Raw genomic sequence first — 18,690 nt, 5'->3', positions numbered from 1 at the left:
ATTCGACTGTCCGAAATTTTTGATTTACGTACATCAGAAATCGCAGTAAGGGTTTCCGCAGGAGGAACTCATGAGACCGACTGTGCATGACATCGCCGCCGCTGCGGGCGTCAGCCTCGCCACGGTGGACCGAGTCCTGAACCAGCGTCCGGGTGTGCGGCTGGTAACGCGGGAGAAGGTGGAAGCCGCGATCCGGCAAATCGGCTATATCCGCGATGTCGCAGCTGCCAATCTGGCCAAGAGCCGGGTCTATCCTCTCGTTTTCGTCGTGCCGACGGGCGACAATTCCTTCATGCACGGGCTGCGATTCGAAGTGCATCAGGCAACCTTGCGGGCCAGCATAGAGCGCACGGACATCCGCATCGTCGAGGTGCCACCATTCGATGTGTCGGCGCTGGTCGCGGCGCTGGACGCCTTGCAGGGGCAGGATATCGCCGGTGTCGCTCTCGTGGCAACCGACGCGCCGGAAGTCAGGGCCGCCGTCGGCCGTCTCGTGTCGGAGCGTATTCCCGTCATAACGCTGGTCTCGGATCTTACCGATTCCACCCGCCATCACTATGCGGGTATCGACAATATTGCCGCCGGACGGACTGCCGCACGGCTGCTCGGGCGGTTCCTTGGCGGTCGTGAAGGCGATCTTACCGTTCTCGCCGGCTCGATGCTGGTGCGCGACCATCGCGAGCGCCTGCAGGGCTTTTCCGCCGTGATGGCAGAAGAGTTTCCCAAGCTCCGACTGCTGCCCGTGCTGGAAGGACGTGACGATCCCGAGCGGGCCAGATCGCTTGTCTCCAAGGCGCTGTCCGAAAACAAGGACATTATCGGCATCTACAGCCTCGGCGCCGGCAACCGTGGTCTGATAGCGGCCTTGAAAGCCGTACGGCCCGAGCGTGAGTTGACCGTGGTCGTGCACGAGTTGACGCGGCATACGCGGGCGGCGCTGTTGGACGGCACGATCGACGCCGTCCTCAATCAGGATGCCGGCCATGAGGTCCGCAGCGCCATCCGCGTCATGAAGGCGACCGCCGACGGCCAGGCCGTGATTGCCGATCAGGAGCGCATACGGCTCGACATTTTCTTGAAAGATAATCTGCCCTGAACATTCGAACGCGGCAGAGCATAGGGAGTAATATCTGATGTATTTGGGTCTCGATCTCGGAACGTCCGGCGTCAAAGCGATGCTGATCGACGGCAATCAGAAGATCATCGGCTCCGCCAATGGCGGGCTCGACGTATCGCGTCCGCATCCCGGCTGGTCCGAGCAGGATCCCGCGCATTGGATCCGCGCGACGGAAGAAGCCGTTGCCGGACTGAAGGCCGCACATCCGAAGGAGCTGGCAGCCGTGCGCGGCATCGGCCTTTCCGGCCAGATGCATGGCGCAACGCTGCTCGATGCCAATGACAAGGTGCTGCGTCCCTGCATTCTCTGGAACGACACGCGCAGCTATCACGAGGCTGCCGCGCTCGATGCTAACACGCGCTTCCGGGCATTGACGGGCAATATCGTCTTTCCCGGCTTCACGGCGCCGAAGCTCGCTTGGGTCGCCAAGCATGAGCCGGAAATTTTCGCTAGAGTGCGTTGGGTGCTGCTGCCGAAGGATTATCTGCGACTTTGGCTCACTGGCGAGCACATGTCGGAAATGTCCGACTCGGCCGGCACGTCCTGGCTCGATACCGGCAAGCGCAAATGGTCCTCAGAGCTGCTGGCCGCGACCAATCTTGATGAGAGGCAGATGCCGACGCTGGTGGAAGGCACCGAAGTTGCGGGCAAGCTGCGTGGCGAGTTGGCCTCGAAATGGGGTATCGGCGGCGATGTCGTCGTTGCCGGCGGGGCAGGGGATAACGCAGCTTCGGCCTGCGGCATGGGCACGGTGAGCCATGGTGCGGCCTTCGTTTCGCTCGGAACGTCTGGCGTCCTCTTCGCCGCCAACGGCTCCTATCTGCCGAAGCCGGAAAGCGCCGTTCATGCCTTCTGCCACGCGCTGCCCAACACCTGGCATCAGATGGGCGTCATTCTCTCGGCAACCGATGCGCTCAACTGGCATTCGCATGTGACAGGCAAGTCCGCCGCCGAACTCACCGCCGAGCTTGGTGAGACGCTGAAGGCGCCGACCAGCGTAACCTTCCTTCCCTATCTCTCGGGCGAGCGCACGCCGCACAATGACGCGACGATCCGCGGCGCCTTCATCGGTCTCGGCCATGAAAGCGGCCGCGCCGTGTTGACCCAGGCCGTGCTCGAAGGCGTGTCCTTCGCCATTCGCGACAATCTCGAAGCGCTGCGCTCTGCCGGCACGGATATTGCGCGCGTAACCGCCATCGGTGGCGGCTCGCGTTCGCGCTACTGGCTGGCCTCGATCGCCACCGCGCTCGGCGTGCCCGTCGATCTGCCGGCGGACGGCGATTTCGGCGCCGCTTTCGGTGCCGCCCGTCTCGGCCTGATTGCCGCGACGGGCGCCGATCCGGTCGCTGTCTGCACCCCGCCGCGGATGGCCGGCACGATCGATCCGGTTGCGTCGCTGACGGATGCTTATGCGGATGCCTACAAGCGCTACCGGGCGGTTTATCCGGCGATCAAGCCGCTGTCGGGACACTGAAGCAGCGCGGAGTGCAAGCGCCTCATCCGCCCTCCTGAGCTTGTCGAAGGGCGGGCCCCTTCTCCCCGTTTTGACGGGGAGAAGGGGATGGCGGCAACTGCTGTCCGTCCCTAACGCTTTGCTCGGCGAGGATACAGAGGTCGTCCCCTCTCCCCGCTAGCGGGGAGAGGGCTAGGGTAAGGGGCAGCGCCGCATGAAAAGAACAACGATACCGAAACACCAACCCAAGGAGATGAGACATGAGCACCGGATTTTTTGGTGATATCAGCAAGGTAAAATACGAAGGCCCGGACAGCACCAATCCGCTCGCCTTCCGCTATTACAACAAGGACGAAGTCGTCGCCGGCAAGCGCATGGAAGACCATCTGCGTTTCGCCGTCGCCTACTGGCACACCTTCACCTGGCCGGGCGGCGATCCCTTTGGTGGCCAGACCTTCCTTCGCCCCTGGTTCAACGAGACGATGGAAGCCGCCAAGCTGAAGGCCGACGTCGCCTTCGAATTCTTCACCCTGCTCGGCGCTCCCTACTACTGCTTCCACGACGCCGACGTGCGTCCGGAAGGCAAGAATTTTGCCGAGAACACCAAGAACCTCAACGAGATCGTCGACTACTTCGCCAAGAAGCAGGCCGATACTGGCGTAAAGCTGCTCTGGGGCACGGCAAACCTCTTCTCCAACCGCCGTTTCATGTCGGGCGCTGCGACCAATCCTGATCCGGATGTCTTCGCCTTCTCAGCTGCGACCGTGAAGACCTGCCTCGACGCTACCCATAAGCTCGGCGGCGAAAACTACGTTCTCTGGGGTGGCCGCGAAGGTTATGAGACGTTGCTCAACACTGACCTGAAGCGTGAGCTTGATCAGTTGGGCCGCTTCCTCAATCTCGTCGTCGAGTACAAGCACAAGATCGGCTTCAAGGGCACGATCCTCATCGAGCCGAAGCCGCAGGAGCCCACCAAGCATCAGTATGACTACGACGTTGCCACCGTCTACGGCTTCCTCAAGAAGTACGGCCTCGAAAACGAAGTGAAGGTCAATATCGAGCAGGGCCATGCGATCCTCGCCGGCCATTCCTTCGAGCATGAGCTGGCGCTTGCCAATGCGCTCGGCATCTTCGGCTCGATCGACATGAACCGCAACGACTATCAGTCCGGCTGGGATACCGACCAGTTCCCGAACAATGTTCCGGAAATGACGCTGGCCTATTACCAGGTGCTGGCAGGCGGCGGCTTCAAGTCCGGCGGCACGAACTTCGACGCCAAGCTGCGCCGCCAGTCGCTCGATCCGGAAGATCTGCTCATCGGCCATATCGGCGGCATGGATTGCTGCGCCCGCGGTTTGAAGGCTGCTGCCAAGATGATCGAGGACAAGGCGCTCTCCAAGCCGCTCGCCGACCGCTACGCCGGCTGGGATTCGGCCGAGGGCCAGAAGCTGCTGCGCGGCGAATATTCGCTCGATCAGATCGCTCAGTGGGTCGAGACCAAGGACGTCAACCCGCAGCCGAAGTCCGGTAAGCAGGAACTGCTGGAAAACATCGTCAATCGTTACGTTTGATCGACATCTTCGGGAGGCGGTGGTTCATCGCCTCCCGATTTCAGCCGAAACGCGCGGCTGGAAATGGCTATGGGGTTTCCCGAGGGGTCTTTGGCATTGGCGAAGACATAGCCGTCGGCCTGGTGCACGGGGCCGAACTCCAGTCCCTCTTCCGCGCACTGAGCGCGGAAAGCTTCGACGTGCTCGACGTCGAAGACCAGCTTGACCAGCACCTGGCCCATTTTCTGCGCCTTGCCCGCCGGATGGATCAGCAGATTGGCACCGCCATCCCGCGCGAGCAGCTCAACAATCCGATCGCCCTCCAGACGGAGTGGCTTGAACCCAAAATGCTTCTCGTAAAAGCTGATCGTCGCTTCGACATCGCGGACGTAGAGAGTGATTCTGCCGAGCGGCATTGCTGCGCTTGCCTATCGCCGGAGGCGCGGCGGCGCGGAGACCGAATTTCGCACCACGAGATCCGGCCGCAACAGGATCTCCGTCTCGGGCGGCTCTCCATCCGAAAGCAGTTCCAGCAAAAGCGCCATCGCATGCTTGCCGATGGCGGTGCGCGGCTGGCGGATCGTCGTCAGCGACGGCGTCATGAACACGGCTTGCGGCACGTCGTCGAAGCCGGTCACCGAGAAATCTTCGGGGATATCATAGCCGCGCGCCTTCAGGCCGATCATCACGCCGATCGCGGTCTGGTCGTTGACGCACATGAAAGCTGTCGGCAGCGTGTCGCGCATGAAGAGCTGCTCGACCGCGAGCCGACCGCTCTCGATGGTGCCATCGCCTTCAAGCACGATGCGCAGGTCGTGGCCGATGCCGGCCGCATCCAGCCCGGCCTCGTAGCCCATGCGCCGCCTGCTGTAGGCGAGGCGGGTGCGGGAATCGCCGATGAAGGCGATCTTGCGGTGGCCCTCGGCAATCAGCAGGTCGATGGCCTTGCGGGCGCCGGCAATATCGTCGACGCCGACATAGGGAATGCCGCCGTTGAAGACAGGCTCGAAAACGCCGACGCTCGGCGGCAGCCGCGCCGTCATCGTCTGATGGCCGAAGGGTAGGATACCGGTGAAGAGGATCAGACCTGCCGCCTGGTTGGAATTGAGGAACTTGAGATATTCCAGGCCACGCTGCGCGTCGTTCTGCGTGTGTCCGATCAGGATGCCGTAACCGTGCGAGCGCGCCTCGTTTTCCAGGCCGATCAGGATATTCGAGAAATTGGGATCGCCGATATCGGGCGCCACGACCAGAATCATGTTCGAGCGGCCGAGTCTGAGGCTGCGCGCCATGGCATTGGTGGTATAACCGGTGACGGCGATAGCCTGGTTGACTTTCAACCGCGTCGAATTGGCGACTTTCTCCGGTGTATGGATGGCCCGCGAAACCGTTGCTATCGAAACATTGGCAATTCGGGCGACGTCTTCGATAGTTGCGGGCGTGGAATTCGACACTGCGCTCTGCCTTGGGTCTCGTCTCGGGCTGGAGACTACACAGACTTACGTGGAGGTCAAAGGTAACCGCGAAATTTTGTACGATATCCAATGATGTAAACCTTTACACGGTGTATGTAAAGGTTTACATACCGTGGAAAGCGGGTGGGACCGCAGGGAGGATGCAATGGGTTCGGAAGCCGTCGACGGTGCGGTCGTGCTGTCTGCGAGAGGGATTTCCAAGGCCTTCAGTGGCGTACAAGTGCTGTTCAGCGTCAACTTCGATCTTCGGGCGGGCGAAATCCATGCGCTCATGGGCGAAAACGGCGCCGGAAAGTCGACGCTCGTCAAGGTCCTGTCCGGCTTCGAGCAGCCGACCTCTGGTGAGATTTTGCTCGATGGCAAGCCGGTAAAGCTGCCGCCGAATGGTGCAGCGGAAGCGCTCGGCATCGTCATCATCCATCAGGAGTTCAATCTCGCTGAGCATCTGACCGTCACCGAGAGCCTGTTTCTCGGGCGCGAAGTTACACGGCTCGGTGTGCTCGATCGCAAGCTCATGCGCGCGGAAACGCGGCGCGTGCTCGACCTTCTCGGGTCGCATGTCGACGAGAATGCCGTGATCAGCTCGCTTTCCATCGCCGACAAGCAGATGGTGGAGATCGCCAAGGCGATCAGCCGCGATGCGCGCATTGTCTTCATGGACGAGCCGACCGCCGTTCTCTCGCGCGAGGAAACCAATTTCCTGTTCAAGCAGGTGCGCAAGCTGCGCGATCAGGGAACGAGCTTCGTCTTCGTCTCCCATAAGCTCGATGAGGTCATGGAGCTGACGGATCGGGTCACGGTCTTGCGCGACGGCCAATGGGTGAAGACATCCCCAACATCGCTGCTCGATGGCGAATCGATCGCCCAGCTGATGGTCGGGCGCGAGCTTTCCAGCCTCTATCCGGCCAAGAACGAGCCTGATGTCGACGAGAAGGTCGTGCTCAACGTTGCCTCGGTTTCCACCGGCTACGTCCACGATGCGAGCTTTGAGCTGCGCAAGGGCGAGATACTGGGCTTTTCCGGAATGATCGGTTCGGGACGCACGGAGCTGATGGAAGCGATCGTCGGCCTGCGCGCTCGTGCGTCTGGCGAGGTCGTTGCCAATGGTCAAACGGTGCCTCCGCATGATGTGCATGCAGCCATCGATGCCGGGCTTGCCTACATGACGAAGGACCGCAAATCGAAGGGCCTGCTTCTGAATTCGGGTATGGTCGTCAATCTGACCCTGCAGTCGCTCGACCGGCACGGCAAGTTCGGCTATCTGAGCGCCTCCAGCGAGGCGGATGCGCTGGCGCGGGCGCGCCGCCGTTTCGACATCCGGGTGAGGGACGGAAATATTGTTGCCGGCCGCATGTCCGGTGGCAACCAGCAGAAGCTGCTTCTGGCGAAGATCATGGAGACCGAGCCGCAGATCATCATCATTGATGAGCCGACGCGCGGCATCGATGTGGGGACGAAGCAGCAGATCTATCATTTCATTTCCGCGCTGGCGCGCGACGGCCATTCGATCATCGTGATTTCTTCGGAAATGCCCGAGGTCATCGGGCTCTGCACGCGGGTTGCCGTGATGCGCGAAGGCCGGATCGTGGGCGTGCTCGAAGGCGAAGAGATCACCGAGCAGGAAATCATGCGTTATGCGGCGGGCCTGAAGAAAAAGACGGCTGCCTGAAAGGGCGGCGGAGAGCAGGGCGAATTCCCAGCAATCATGGGACGGGAGGTTGGTTTTGGTTATGAGTGTGGGTGAAGACAGCAGCGGCAAGACAGGCCGGCGCGGACGTTCCTGGCGGGATGTCGATCTTAGGGCGGTTGCGCCGTTTGCGGCGCTGGTGCTGCTTCTGATCGTGGGCGCACTGGTCAACCCGAACTTCATCGGCATCACCAATCTCACCAATGTCGCGACGAGATGCGCCTTCATTGCCATCATCGCGGTCGGTGCCACTTTCGTTATTTCGGCGGGCGATCTCGATCTGTCCGTCGGCGCGATGGTTGCCTTCGTCGCCAGCCTGATGATCCTCTTCATGAATTCGGGCGTCATTGCCGATCCCTCTATGATGCTGGCGGCGGCGGTGTTGTTTTCGATCGTTGCCGGCCTGATATGCGGCCTTGCCAACGGGTTGATTACGACCATGGGCAAGATCGAGCCGTTCATCGCGACGCTCGGCACCATGGGTGTCTATCGCGGCCTGACGACCTGGCTGTCGCAGGGCGGTGCCATCACCTTGCGGCCCGCGAATATTCAGGCGCTCTACAAGCCCGCCTATTATGGCTCGGTGCTCGGTGTGCCCGTGCCGATCGTGGTCATCCTCGTCGTCACCGGCATTGCGGCCTTCATTCTCTACCGCACCCGTTATGGGCGGCATGTGATTGCGGTCGGCTCCAACCGTGACGTTGCCCGCTATTCGGGCGTGGCGGTCAATCGCGTGCGAACCATCGCCTTCATCATCCAGGGCTTTTGCGTTGCCATCGCCGTGCTTCTCTATGTGCCGCGGCTCGGTTCGACATCGGCGACGACGGGCAGCCTGTGGGAATTGCAGGCGATCACCGCCGTGGTCGTCGGTGGCACGGCGCTGAAGGGTGGCGCGGGCAGGGTGTGGGGCACGATCTGCGGCGCGTTCATCCTCGAACTCGTCGGCAATATCATGCTGCTTTCCAATTTCATCAGCGAGTATCTGCTGAGCGCCATCCAGGGTGCGATTATCATCATCGCCATGCTGGTTCAGCGTTCGCTTGCCCGCAAATAGTGAATAACCGGGTCAGGGGGCGCCCGGTCGTCATGCTAAGGCCCTGTCTCTATCTGGGAGGAAGAAACATGCGAAAAAGACTCATAGGCTTGGCTGTCGTGATGGCGGCTCTGGCCGGCACCGTACATGCCGCCGACAAGAAGGTGACGATCGGCGTTTCCATTCCGGCCGCCGACCACGGCTGGACCTCGGGCGTGGTGTTCCATGCCGAGCGCGTCGCCAAGCTCTTGATGGCGGAGCATCCGGGGTTGAACGTCATCGTCAAGACCTCACCTGACGCGGCGAGCCAGGCCAATGCGGTACAGGATCTTGAAACACAGGGCATCGATGCTCTCGTGATCCTGCCGTCGGATCCGGATCCGCTCGTCAACGCCATCAAGGAAGTCAAGGATAAGGGCAAGTTCGTGGCGCTCGTCGACCGTGCGCCGAGCAACAACGACAATTCCGTCCGTGACCTCTATGTCGCCGGCAACAATCCGGCGCTTGGCCAGGTCGCGGGCGAATATATCAAGAAGAACACGCCGGATGCACAGGTCGTCGTCATCCGCGGTCTGCCGATCCCGATCGATCAGCAGCGCCAGGACGGCTTCGACAAGGGTATCGCCGGCTCGAACGTCAAGGTTCTCGACCGCCAGTACGGCAACTGGAATCGCGACGACGCCTTCAAGGTCATGCAGGATTACCTGACCAAATTCCCGAAGATCGATGTCGTCTGGTGCCAGGATGACGACATGGCCGTCGGCGTTCTGCAGGCGATCGAGCAGGCCAAGCGCACCGATATCAAGTATATCGTCGCCGGCGCCGGCTCGAAGGACATGATCAAGAAGGTCATGGATGGCGACAAGCTGATCCCGGTCGACGTGCTCTATCCGCCGGCAATGGTCGGCACCGCCATGGAGCTGACGGCTGCCAGTTTTTATGATCAGGTTCCGGTTCGCGGCAACTACATCCTGGATGCGACGCTCGTCACCAAGGACAACGCCAAGGATTTCTACTTCCCCGATTCACCGTTCTGATCGGTTTTCGGTTGATCTTCCAGGGCGCCCGCCGATTTCGGCGGGCGTTTTTTAACTGTGGTGCCGGCTCGTCTCGACGTGGATGGAAATTTTGCGGCACGTACCTCTTGCCGTCTGCGGCGTGCCATGATTAGGTCGCAAGGCATTCGACTTTCAGCCCGACGACCCCATAGTTTTTGGAGGCTACGGCACCTCAGCCGCCTCGGATATGGGTCCGAAAGGCATCGGAAACGTTTACAGAACGCGATTAGGGAGGAATTACAGATGAAGACGATCAAGGGACCAGGCCTGTTTCTTGGCCAGTTCGCCGGCGATGCGGCACCGTTCAACTCGTGGGATTCGATCACGAAATGGGCGGCCGATGCCGGCTATATCGGCGTGCAGGTTCCGACCTGGGCAAGCCAGCTCATCGACCTGAAGAAGGCGGCCTCCTCGAAGGATTATTGCGATGAATTCGCCGGTGTTGCCCGTGCCAACGGCGTCGAAGTCACCGAGCTTTCCACCCATCTTCAGGGCCAGCTCGTCGCGGTGCATCCGGCCTATGACGAAGCCTTTGACGGTTTTGCTGCGCCGGAAGTGCGTGGGAATCCGAAGGCTCGCCAGGAATGGGCCGTCGAGCAGGTGAAGATGGCGCTGACGGCGTCGAAGCATCTCGGCATAAAGGCGCACGCGACCTTCTCCGGCGCGCTCGCCTGGCCCTTCATCTATCCCTGGCCGCAGCGCCCGGCGGGCCTCGTCGAAACCGCCTTCGATGAACTTGCCCGCCGCTGGACGCCGATCCTCAACCATGCCGACGAAAACGGCGTCGACGTCTGCTACGAGATCCATCCGGGCGAAGACCTGCACGACGGCATCACCTTCGAGATGTTCCTGGAGCGCGTGAAGAACCATCCGCGCGCCAACATGCTCTACGATCCCTCGCATTACGTCCTGCAGTGCCTCGACTACCTCGAGAACATCGATATCTACAAGGACCGCATCAAGATGTTCCACGTCAAGGATGCGGAGTTCAACCCGACCGGGCGCCAGGGTGTCTATGGCGGTTATCAGGGCTGGGTCGAGCGCGCCGGCCGTTTCCGTTCGCTCGGCGACGGTCAGGTCGATTTCGGCGCCGTCTTCTCGAAGATGACCGCCAACAACTTCGACGGCTGGGCCGTGGTCGAATGGGAATGCGCGCTGAAGCATCCCGAGGACGGTGCGCGCGAAGGCTCCGAATTCGTCAAGGCACACATCATCCGCGTCACGGAAAAGGCCTTCGACGATTTTGCCGGTAGCGGCACGGACCAGGCGGCCAACCGGCGCATGCTTGGGCTGTAATCCAAACCCTTCTCCCCGCAATTGCGGGGAGAAGATGGACTCAAACGATGGAGCTGAGCGAAATCGCTTGAGGACGGATGAGGCGCCTTCTCGATATTTCCACCAATTCAGAGCTTGCAGAAGGCTCGGCCCCTCACCCTGACCCTCTCCCCGCAGGCGGGGAGAGGGACGATTGCGGCAGGCGATCGCGTTCAAACAATTCAATTCTCAGGAGGACAAAATGGCAATCGAAGGATCATCGGAACAGACGCGGGAGCCGCGCATTCGGCTCGGTATGGTGGGCGGCGGCGCCGGCGCATTCATCGGCGCTGTGCATCGAATTGCGGCACGTATCGACGATCAGTTCGATCTTATTGCGGGTGCGCTCTCGTCCTCGCCGGAAAAGGCTCAGGCTTCCGGCCTCGATCTCGGTCTCGATCCCTCGCGCACCTATTCCAGCTATCGTGACATGGCGATCCGCGAAGCCAAGCTGAAGAACGGCATCGAGGCCGTTTCGATCGTTACGCCGAACCATGTGCACTATGACGCCGCCAAGGAATTTCTGCGTCGCGGCATCCACGTCATCTGCGACAAGCCGCTGACCTCCAATCTCGCCGATGCCAAGAAGCTGAAGAAGGTGGCCGACGAAAGTGGCGCGCTCTTCATCCTCACGCATAATTACACCGGCTATCCGATGATCCGCCAGGCGCGCGAGATGATCGCCAATGGCGAGCTCGGCGATATCCGCATCGTGCAGGCGGAATATCCGCAGGACTGGTTGACGGAGAACATCGAGCAATCCGGCCAGAAGCAGGCGGCATGGCGCACCGACCCGGCCCAGTCCGGCGCCGGTGGTTCCACCGGCGATATCGGCACGCATGCCTATAACCTCGCTTCCTTCGTCACCGGCCTCGAGCTCGACAGCCTCGCCGCCGATCTCGACAGCTTCGTCGAAGGCCGCCGCCTTGATGACAACGCGCATGTGATGCTGCGCTTCAAGGCCAAGGGTTCGGAAAAGCCGGCCAAGGGCATGCTCTGGTGCAGCCAGGTGGCGCCGGGTCACGAGAACGGCCTGAAGCTCCGCGTCTATGGCACCAGGGGCGGTATCGAGTGGACGCAGGCCGATCCGAACTATCTGTGGTACACGCCGTTTGGCGAGCAGAAGCGGCTGATTACCCGCAACGGCGCCGGTTCAGGTGCCGCCGCGGCGCGCGTCTCGCGCATCCCCTCGGGTCATCCGGAAGGCTATCTGGAAGCCTTCGCCACGATCTATACCGAAGCCGCGCGCGCCATTAACGCCCGCAAGAAGGGCGTGGCGGTCGATCCGGCTGTGATCTATCCGACCGTCGACGACGGCGTGAAGGGTGTGGCTTTCGTCGAGGCTTGTGTCGCCTCGTCTAAGCGCAACGGCGCCTGGGTCAAGCTCTAAGCTTTATGTGAGGCCCGAGGCGGTGAACCGCCTCGGGCCTGCTTGTTCAGGCCGCAGCTTGCTGCTTGCGCTTCGTCAGCGCGTCGACGCTCAGCGGGCCGGCGCCAGCGCTGGCGAGGAACAGGAAGATGAAGCAGAACAGGATGGCAGCGGTGCCGCCGTTTTGTGCCGGGTAGAAGCTTTGCGGCGCGTGGCGAAGGAAATAGGCGAAGGCCATCAGGCCTGACAGCACGAAGGCGGCGACGCGCGTCTGGAAGCCGATCAGGACGAGGAAGCCGAGAGTGAGTTCGAGCAGGCCGGCGATCCAAGGCAGCGATCCAACGGCGGGCACATTTTCGGCCACCGGGAAATGCAGCACTTTTTGCGTTCCATAGCTGAAGAGCACAAGAGAGGCGACGATGCGCAGCAGACTCAGCAGATGAGGATGGAGGGCGTGGACGGCAGCGAGCATTTCTGTCCTTTCGTCGTCAAGTTGAGTGCTACCCTCACGTGATCCGCTTCGAAAAGACAAGTCACGACTGTTGACATTGATGTTATCGCACCGCGAGTCTCCCTGGACAGAGCCGTTAGCCGGCTGCGTTTCTCGGCATCTGTAACGTTGCAGTTTCGTCAATTCGACACTGTACTTTGCCAACGGGGTTGGCTAAACCGCAGCCAACGAAGCCAAAACAGACGGGATTTTCATCATGATCGATCCGAAGCTTCTTGCCGATCGCTTCCCAGGCGATTTCACATTCGGCGTTGCCACCGCTGCATTTCAGATCGAAGGTGCCACAAAGGCCGACGGCCGCAAGCCTTCCATATGGGATGCCTTCGCCAATATGCCCGGCCGCGTCTATCAGCGCGATAATGGCGACATCGCCTGCGATCACTATAACCGGCTGGAGCAGGATCTCGATCTGATCAAGGACATGGGCGTCGAGGCCTATCGCTTCTCGATCGCCTGGCCGCGCATCATCCCCGAAGGCACCGGCCCGGTGAACGAAGCCGGCCTCGATTTCTACGATCGTCTGGTGGATGGCTGCAAGGCGCGGGGGATCAAGACCTTCGCGACGCTCTACCATTGGGATCTGCCGCTGGCACTTGCCGGCGATGGCGGCTGGACTGCACGCTCGACGGCGCATGCCTTCCAGCGATATGCCAAGACCGTCATGGCCCGCCTCGGCGATCGTCTGGACTCTGTCGCCACCTTCAACGAGCCCTGGTGCATCGTCTGGCTGAGCCATCTCTACGGCGTCCATGCGCCGGGCGAGCGCAATATGCAGGCTGCCCTTTACGCCATGCACTATATGAACCTTGCGCATGGTCTCGGCGTCGAGGCGATCCGCTCCGTGGCGCCGAAGGTGCCTGTCGGCATCGTGCTCAATGCCGCTTCGATCCTGCCGGGCTCGGATCGTCCGGAAGATCTGGCAGCAGTCGAGCGCGCCCATCAGTTCCACAACGGTGCCTTCTTCGATCCGATCTTCAAGGGCGAATATCCGAAGGAGTTCGTCGAGGCCCTTGGTGACCGTATGCCCAAGATCGAGGAAGGGGACCTGAAGATCATCAATCAGAAGCTCGATTGGTGGGGTCTGAACTATTACATGCCGATGCGCGTCTTCGATGACGCCTCCAAGAGCGGCGATTTCCCCTGGACGAAGGAAGCGGCGCCGGTCAGCGACGTGAGGACGGATATCGGTTGGGAGGTTTATTCGCCCGGCCTGAAGCATGTCGTCGAGGACCTCAACAAGCGCTACGAGCTGCCGGAGTGCTACATCACCGAGAACGGCGCCTGCTACAACATGGGCGTCATTAATGGCGAGGTCGATGACCAGCCGCGTCTCGACTACTATATCGAGCATCTGGGCGTCGTCGCGGATCTCATCAAGGACGGCTATCCGATGCGCGGCTATTTTGCCTGGAGCCTCATGGACAATTTCGAATGGGCGGAGGGTTACCGCATGCGTTTCGGCCTCGTCCATGTCGATTACGAGACACAGGTGCGCACGATCAAGAAGAGCGGCAAGTGGTACAGGGAGCTTGCCTCCCAGTTTCCGAGGGGCAATCACAAAGCGGTTTGATGCGCTTCGGCCCTTGAGGGGAGGGTGTCTGTCGCCCGAATCGGCGAAGCCTGATAGACCGCATGTATGACTCAGCGGCCGATCTCCCTTTATGCGCTTTGCGGCAGCCAGCGGCGCGCTTCGACCAGTCGCAGGCTGCTGGAGGCACTGCAGCTCGCCTGCCCCGAAGGCATCACCATTGCGATTTGCGATCTGATTGGCGACCTGCCGGTCTTCAATCCGGATAATGAGGGTGAGCGAACTCCAGTTATCGTTGAGAGATTTGCGGCCGAGATCCGCAAGGCAGACGGTTTGATCGTCGCTTGTCCGGAATATGCCCATGGCATACCCGGCGGCTTCAAGAACGCGCTGGACTGGCTGGTGTCGCGTGACGAGGTGCCGTTCAAGCCGCTGATGTTTGCTCACGCGTCGCATCGCGGCGATCTCGTATTGGCACAGCTCGCGGACGTCTTGCAGACCATGTCGCTGCATATCGTTGAAGACGCCTTCTTGCGTCTGCCGGTTGCCGGCAAGAGCGATGAGATACAGGCCGCAATGCTGCTGGAGGCGCGCGAAAGCGGCCTTTTCTCCGCAAGTCTCAGCCGCTTCGCGCAAGCGATAGCCGCCAAGGCATGAATTCTTCCGGTTTCGGCAGATCTACAACTCTTTCCTGTAGGAATCTCCAATTCGCCTTAACCGTTTATTGAAGACCTGACGGCAGACTTCTTCGCCAAGGAGAAAAGGCGTTGGGAGCAGCTTTCAGGTCATTGCGCGAAAATACACAGATCGGTCGTCATTCCATCGTGACGGCCGTTTTGGTTTGCTTTGCATTGATTGTTGCCGTCGTGACCTTGATGGTTCTTACCGCGATCGGCCGCGTTGCCGATTATTCCAACAAGCTGGATGACGAGCGCTCCTGGGAGACGACCGTCGGTGCACTGAAGACTTTTCAGGGACAACTGGAAGCGACGCTGCATGACCATTCAGCGCGCAACGATGCGGCGCGAAGTGTCTATGGGACCGATAATCAAAATTGGATCGTCGGTAATTACGGCGACATTTCCTCCAACGGCGCGCTGTTCGATACTGCCGTCATCGTTGAAGACAACAACAAGCCGATCGTTGCTTACCACGATGGCCAACCGTTGACTGGCAGCATCGAGGAGGTCCTTGGCACTGCGGTCTGGGCGCTCGTCGATCAGGCGCGAACAACGCGTGTGACTGGGGTGCCGGAAGCCTCGAGCTATATCATGACCAGGGATGGTATCGCGGCGGCCGGTGCCGCGACGATCCGCGAAAGATCCGGTCGCATTCCGGTGCCAGAAGGCCACCGGCGCTATCTGATCCTCGTCCGTTACCTCGATGCCAACCGGATCAAGATGCTCTCCAATACCTATGTCATTAGCGGCTTGAGGCTGGTGCCGCCGGAAACCGTGGCCCGATACGCCGTCTCCATCGTCGATCCGCTCGGCAAGTCGCTGGGGCGGCTGGTGTGGAGCTCGCGCCAGCCGGGGGATATGAGCTATCAGCAGGTCCGCCCGCTGGTTCTCGGAGCGCTCGGCCTCGTGGGCCTGTTCTTCGTCGTGCTTTTGATCCTGGGATTGATGGCGGGGCGCCGGCTGCGGGCGGAAGAGGTTCAGGCGCGCCAGGTTTCTCTTCGCGATCGGCTGAGCGGGCTCCTCAACCGTGAGGGGTTGCGGCTCGATGTGGATCGTCTGGTCGATCGGGCGCGCTCCGATGGTACCAATGTCCTGCTTCTCTACCTCGACCTCGATGGCTTCAAGGAAATCAACGATGCCTATGGGCATGGCACCGGCGATCAGCTGATCCGCGCGGTAGCTGCCGGGCTCAAGGTGCTCGTGCCGCCGCAGGCGGCCTTGGCGCGCCTTGGTGGCGATGAGTTCGCCATCGCCTTCCCGACGAAGGAACTCAATGACGCTCCCGCCTTGCGCCTGGCTGAGCAGATCCTGGATTTCCTTGCCGAACCGCTGGAAATCGGCCGTCGTGTGGTGGTCGTCGGTGCCAGTATCGGCATCGCAAGCTCGCCTGAAGGTCGTATCGACAGGGAGGAATTGGTGCGGCGTGCCGATCTTGCCATGTACAAGGCCAAGGAAGCCGGCCGCGCCCGCATGACCTGCTACGACACCGCCATGGATGCCCATCGCGAGGAACGCAATGCGCTGGAGCTCGATCTGCGCCGTGCCATCGAGTTGGAGGAACTGACGCTCGCCTATCAGCCGCTGGTCGATGCATCGAGCTGCGAGATGATCGGCGTCGAGGCGCTGGTGCGGTGGAACCGTCCCGGTCACGGGCCGATTTCGCCGGAAGCCTTCATTCCGATTGCGGAAACCAGCGGCCTGATCGAGGCATTGGGCCTGCTCGTCCTGCGCAAGGCCTGCGAGGCGGCAAGACACTGGCCGGATTTGCGTGTCGCCGTCAACGTTTCGCCTGGCCAGTTCCGCAATCCCGCCTTTGCCGATTATGTCCGCAGCGTGCTTAACAGTACTGAAATCGAAGCCGAGCGTGTGACGCTGGAAATCACCGAAGGCTATATCATTCAAAATCCGGAGCGTACCCGTCAGTCGATCGAGCGGTTGAAGAGGCTCGGCGTCAAGGTGGCGCTCGATGACTTCGGATCGGGTTTCTCCTCCATCGGTTATCTGCGCCAATTCGGGTTCGACCGCATCAAGATCGATCGCTCGCTGACGATGAATGTGCTGGAAGACAACCGCGCCCGCGAGATGGTGAAGGCGACTGTGGCGCTGGCCCGGTCACTCGACATTCCCGTCACGGCCGAAGGGATAGAAACCGAGGAGCAGGGAAGGGCGCTTGCGGGCTTCGGTTGCGACGAGCTGCAGGGCTATTTCCACGGCAAGCCGATGCCGGAAGCCGAGATCAGCAAGCGGCTTGCGGTACAGACGGCAACCGCGCCGGACGAAGAACACGCCGCTGCCTGACACGCGTGGAACATTGGCGCATTCCCCAAGGAAGGCCGCGGCACAGTTCCTCCGAAAATGCTTTAGCCGATATGCTCGTGGCCACGCTTGCGAGCGAGCGCGATCTGGCGCTGCCTTTCGCGGTAACGCTCGCGATCCTCTTCGCTGCGCTCATGATAGCAATGGCTGCAGGAGACGCCGGCCTCGTAAAAGGGTGAGGTCACTTCTTCCGATGTAATGGGGTTGCGGCAGGCGTGGCAGAGCTTGTGTTTGCCCTCCTTCAGGCCATGCTCGACGGAGACACGCTCGTCGAAGACGAAGCAGGCGCCTTCCCATAGGCTCTCTTCCGCCGGCACTTCCTCGAGATATTTCAGGATGCCGCCCTTGAGGTGATAGACCTCGTCGAAGCCTTGCTGCTTCATGAAGGCGGTCGCCTTCTCGCAGCGGATGCCGCCGGTGCAGTACATGGCGATCTTTGGCTTGTTGTGCAGGCCGGTATTGTCGCGCACCCATTCCGGAAACTCGCGGAAGGTCTTGGTCTTCGGGTCGACCGCGCCCTTGAAGACGCCGATGGCAGTCTCGTAGTCGTTGCGTGTATCGATGACGATGGTGTCGGGGTCGGAGATCAGCGCGTTCCAGTCCTTCGGCGCGACATAGGTGCCGACAACCTGGGTGGGGTCGATATCCTCGACGCCCATGGTGACGATCTCTTTCTTCAGCTTCACCTTCATGCGCACGAACGGCATTTTCGATGCGCGGCTTTCCTTGTGCTCGAGCCCGGCAAATTCCGGCTGGGCGCGCAGGAAAGCGAGCACGGCGCCGATGGCGGCATCCGTGCCGGCGATCGTGCCGTTGATCCCTTCATGTGCCAGCAGCAGCGTGCCCTTCACGCCCTTTTCCTCGCAGAGCGCAAGCAGCGGCTCGCGCAGGCTTTCGAAGCGCGGAAAGGAAACGAAATGATAGAGCGCGGCAACGAGGAATGCGCCGGTCGCGTCGCGCCGTGGATCTGGAAGCATGTCGGTCATGCCGGTGAAATACAATTTTGTGAGCTTTCAGGCAATCGGGATTTGCGTCGCAGCCCGCGCCTTCGCCATTCTGCCCGATCGGTGTCACCTACGACGTCAAAGGAAGGCATTTCAAGATGAGCTTATCGTGCAGGCGGCACATCATCCTTGATGTCGTCGGCAAACCTGCGCATGAGGCGCACAAGGTCCTCGATATCCTGGTCATCCCATTTGGCGAAAATGGACCGGGCGATCCTCTCGCGCGCCTCGTCGATGCGATCGGTCATCATCTTTCCCTGTTCGGTGATGGCGGCCTCGCGAAGGCGGCGGTCTATCGCGTTTTCCTGCCGGCTGATAAGTCCAAGCGCCTCCATCTTCGCAACCTGACGGCTGACGGTGGTGTAGTCGCGCCCGACGCGATCGGCCAGTTCGACGACGCCGATGGGGCCGAGCCGTTCCACCAAAACCAACAGGGAAAACAGTGCGCGGTCGAGGGAGATGCCCGCCTCTTTGATCATCGCCTCATCGCGCTGAGGCCGGTTCATGACGCCGACGATTTCGACCAGCGCGCTATGGAGTTCCCGTAGCCGACCGCTGATATGTGTATTTTGCAAGCTTTTTGTTGACACTGCAT

General features: G+C 60.9%; 16 protein-coding genes. 11 read left to right on the top strand and 5 right to left on the bottom strand.

From position 1 onward, the window contains the following. Positions 1 to 70: 70 nt before the first annotated feature. From RTCIAT899_RS15440 to xylA, 3 genes are all read left to right on the top strand, one after another. Complete coding sequence (locus RTCIAT899_RS15440) at positions 71 to 1,096, top strand: LacI family DNA-binding transcriptional regulator (protein ID WP_015341173.1); 1,026 nt, start codon at positions 71 to 73, stop codon at positions 1,094 to 1,096. 37 nt (positions 1,097 to 1,133) lie between these two features. Next, the gene (gene xylB / locus RTCIAT899_RS15435; protein WP_015341172.1) at positions 1,134 to 2,591 is read left to right on the top strand and encodes a xylulokinase; all 1,458 of its coding nucleotides are present in this window, start codon (positions 1,134 to 1,136) and stop codon (positions 2,589 to 2,591) included. Positions 2,592 to 2,830: 239 nt separating this feature from the next. Continuing rightward, entirely contained in the window at positions 2,831 to 4,141 is a 1,311-nt protein-coding gene (gene xylA / locus RTCIAT899_RS15430; protein ID WP_015341171.1) for a xylose isomerase, read from the top strand. On the opposite strand, the gene RTCIAT899_RS15425 is transcribed toward xylA, so the two are convergent. Together RTCIAT899_RS15425 and RTCIAT899_RS15420 are read right to left on the bottom strand one after the other, a co-directional pair. Beyond that, positions 4,132 to 4,536 (bottom strand): VOC family protein, encoded by a 405-nt coding sequence (locus RTCIAT899_RS15425; RefSeq protein ID WP_015341170.1) that lies wholly within the window; start codon positions 4,534 to 4,536, stop codon positions 4,132 to 4,134. The genes xylA and RTCIAT899_RS15425 overlap by 10 nt on opposite strands. A gap of 12 nt (positions 4,537 to 4,548) precedes the next feature. Further along, entirely contained in the window at positions 4,549 to 5,574 is a 1,026-nt protein-coding gene (locus RTCIAT899_RS15420; protein WP_015341169.1) for a LacI family DNA-binding transcriptional regulator, read from the bottom strand. A 166-nt stretch (positions 5,575 to 5,740) separates the two neighbouring features. Between RTCIAT899_RS15420 and RTCIAT899_RS15415 the strand changes: the two genes are divergently transcribed. The 5 genes from RTCIAT899_RS15415 (at position 5,741) to RTCIAT899_RS15395 (ending at position 12,077) form a co-directional block, all read left to right on the top strand. After that, positions 5,741 to 7,264 (top strand): sugar ABC transporter ATP-binding protein, encoded by a 1,524-nt coding sequence (locus RTCIAT899_RS15415; protein ID WP_015341168.1) that lies wholly within the window; start codon positions 5,741 to 5,743, stop codon positions 7,262 to 7,264. A gap of 61 nt (positions 7,265 to 7,325) precedes the next feature. Beyond that, complete coding sequence (locus RTCIAT899_RS15410) at positions 7,326 to 8,336, top strand: ABC transporter permease (RefSeq protein ID WP_015341167.1); 1,011 nt, start codon at positions 7,326 to 7,328, stop codon at positions 8,334 to 8,336. Positions 8,337 to 8,404: 68 nt separating this feature from the next. After that, positions 8,405 to 9,352, top strand: a complete 948-nt coding sequence (locus RTCIAT899_RS15405) for a substrate-binding domain-containing protein (protein WP_041677672.1) — start codon at positions 8,405 to 8,407, stop codon at positions 9,350 to 9,352. A gap of 264 nt (positions 9,353 to 9,616) precedes the next feature. Continuing rightward, positions 9,617 to 10,669: a sugar phosphate isomerase/epimerase family protein gene (locus tag RTCIAT899_RS15400; protein ID WP_015341165.1), complete on the top strand. Its 1,053-nt coding sequence runs from the start codon at positions 9,617 to 9,619 to the stop codon at positions 10,667 to 10,669. A gap of 220 nt (positions 10,670 to 10,889) precedes the next feature. Continuing rightward, positions 10,890 to 12,077 carry a Gfo/Idh/MocA family protein gene (locus tag RTCIAT899_RS15395; protein WP_041677984.1) on the top strand — a complete coding sequence of 396 codons (1,188 nt, stop codon included), beginning with the start codon at positions 10,890 to 10,892 and terminating at the stop codon, positions 12,075 to 12,077. Between the two features lie 46 nt (positions 12,078 to 12,123). Here RTCIAT899_RS15395 and RTCIAT899_RS15390 read toward each other — a convergent pair whose 3' ends face one another. Next, positions 12,124 to 12,528 carry a DoxX family protein gene (locus RTCIAT899_RS15390; protein ID WP_015341163.1) on the bottom strand — a complete coding sequence of 135 codons (405 nt, stop codon included), beginning with the start codon at positions 12,526 to 12,528 and terminating at the stop codon, positions 12,124 to 12,126. Positions 12,529 to 12,763: 235 nt separating this feature from the next. Here RTCIAT899_RS15390 and RTCIAT899_RS15385 point away from each other — a divergent pair, with 235 nt between their 5' ends. From RTCIAT899_RS15385 to RTCIAT899_RS15375, 3 genes are all read left to right on the top strand, one after another. Further along, positions 12,764 to 14,137 (top strand): GH1 family beta-glucosidase, encoded by a 1,374-nt coding sequence (locus RTCIAT899_RS15385; RefSeq protein ID WP_015341162.1) that lies wholly within the window; start codon positions 12,764 to 12,766, stop codon positions 14,135 to 14,137. Between the two features lie 66 nt (positions 14,138 to 14,203). Further along, positions 14,204 to 14,752, top strand: coding sequence for an NADPH-dependent FMN reductase (locus RTCIAT899_RS15380; protein ID WP_015341161.1), 549 nt, complete (start codon positions 14,204 to 14,206; stop codon positions 14,750 to 14,752). Between the two features lie 110 nt (positions 14,753 to 14,862). Then, on the top strand, positions 14,863 to 17,073 hold the full coding sequence (locus RTCIAT899_RS15375; protein WP_015341160.1) for a putative bifunctional diguanylate cyclase/phosphodiesterase: 2,211 nt from the start codon (positions 14,863 to 14,865) through the stop codon (positions 17,071 to 17,073). 62 nt (positions 17,074 to 17,135) lie between these two features. Here the strand turns inward: RTCIAT899_RS15375 and trhO are convergent, their stop codons facing one another. Together trhO and RTCIAT899_RS15365 are read right to left on the bottom strand one after the other, a co-directional pair. After that, complete coding sequence (gene trhO, locus RTCIAT899_RS15370; RefSeq protein ID WP_041677983.1) at positions 17,136 to 18,077, bottom strand: oxygen-dependent tRNA uridine(34) hydroxylase TrhO; 942 nt, start codon at positions 18,075 to 18,077, stop codon at positions 17,136 to 17,138. A gap of 122 nt (positions 18,078 to 18,199) precedes the next feature. Beyond that, the gene (locus RTCIAT899_RS15365; protein ID WP_015341158.1) at positions 18,200 to 18,685 is read right to left on the bottom strand and encodes a MarR family winged helix-turn-helix transcriptional regulator; all 486 of its coding nucleotides are present in this window, start codon (positions 18,683 to 18,685) and stop codon (positions 18,200 to 18,202) included. Between the last annotated feature and the right edge of the window lie 5 nt (positions 18,686 to 18,690).

The sequence above is a fragment of the Rhizobium tropici CIAT 899 genome, assembly GCF_000330885.1.
Classification (GTDB): Bacteria; Pseudomonadota; Alphaproteobacteria; order Rhizobiales; family Rhizobiaceae; genus Rhizobium; species Rhizobium tropici.
Note: the sequence above shows the minus strand (reverse complement) of the source record. Positions and strands in the feature narration are given on the sequence as shown.

Excerpts from the sequence above, each read along its gene's own strand:
- RTCIAT899_RS15440 (WP_015341173.1), top strand. The coding sequence starts at position 71 with ATGAGACCGACTGTGCATGACATCGCCGCCGCTGCGGGCGTCAGCCTC.
- RTCIAT899_RS15390 (WP_015341163.1), bottom strand. The coding sequence starts at position 12,528 with ATGCTCGCTGCCGTCCACGCCCTCCATCCTCATCTGCTGAGTCTGCTG.
- RTCIAT899_RS15385 (WP_015341162.1), top strand. The coding sequence starts at position 12,764 with ATGATCGATCCGAAGCTTCTTGCCGATCGCTTCCCAGGCGATTTCACA.
- RTCIAT899_RS15400 (WP_015341165.1), top strand. The coding sequence starts at position 9,617 with ATGAAGACGATCAAGGGACCAGGCCTGTTTCTTGGCCAGTTCGCCGGC.
- RTCIAT899_RS15425 (WP_015341170.1), bottom strand. The coding sequence starts at position 4,536 with ATGCCGCTCGGCAGAATCACTCTCTACGTCCGCGATGTCGAAGCGACG.
- trhO (WP_041677983.1), bottom strand. The coding sequence starts at position 18,077 with ATGACCGACATGCTTCCAGATCCACGGCGCGACGCGACCGGCGCATTC.
- RTCIAT899_RS15405 (WP_041677672.1), top strand. The coding sequence starts at position 8,405 with ATGCGAAAAAGACTCATAGGCTTGGCTGTCGTGATGGCGGCTCTGGCC.
- RTCIAT899_RS15410 (WP_015341167.1), top strand. The coding sequence starts at position 7,326 with ATGAGTGTGGGTGAAGACAGCAGCGGCAAGACAGGCCGGCGCGGACGT.
- RTCIAT899_RS15415 (WP_015341168.1), top strand. The coding sequence starts at position 5,741 with ATGGGTTCGGAAGCCGTCGACGGTGCGGTCGTGCTGTCTGCGAGAGGG.
- xylA (WP_015341171.1), top strand. The coding sequence starts at position 2,831 with ATGAGCACCGGATTTTTTGGTGATATCAGCAAGGTAAAATACGAAGGC.
- RTCIAT899_RS15380 (WP_015341161.1), top strand. The coding sequence starts at position 14,204 with ATGACTCAGCGGCCGATCTCCCTTTATGCGCTTTGCGGCAGCCAGCGG.
- xylB (WP_015341172.1), top strand. The coding sequence starts at position 1,134 with ATGTATTTGGGTCTCGATCTCGGAACGTCCGGCGTCAAAGCGATGCTG.
- RTCIAT899_RS15395 (WP_041677984.1), top strand. The coding sequence starts at position 10,890 with ATGGCAATCGAAGGATCATCGGAACAGACGCGGGAGCCGCGCATTCGG.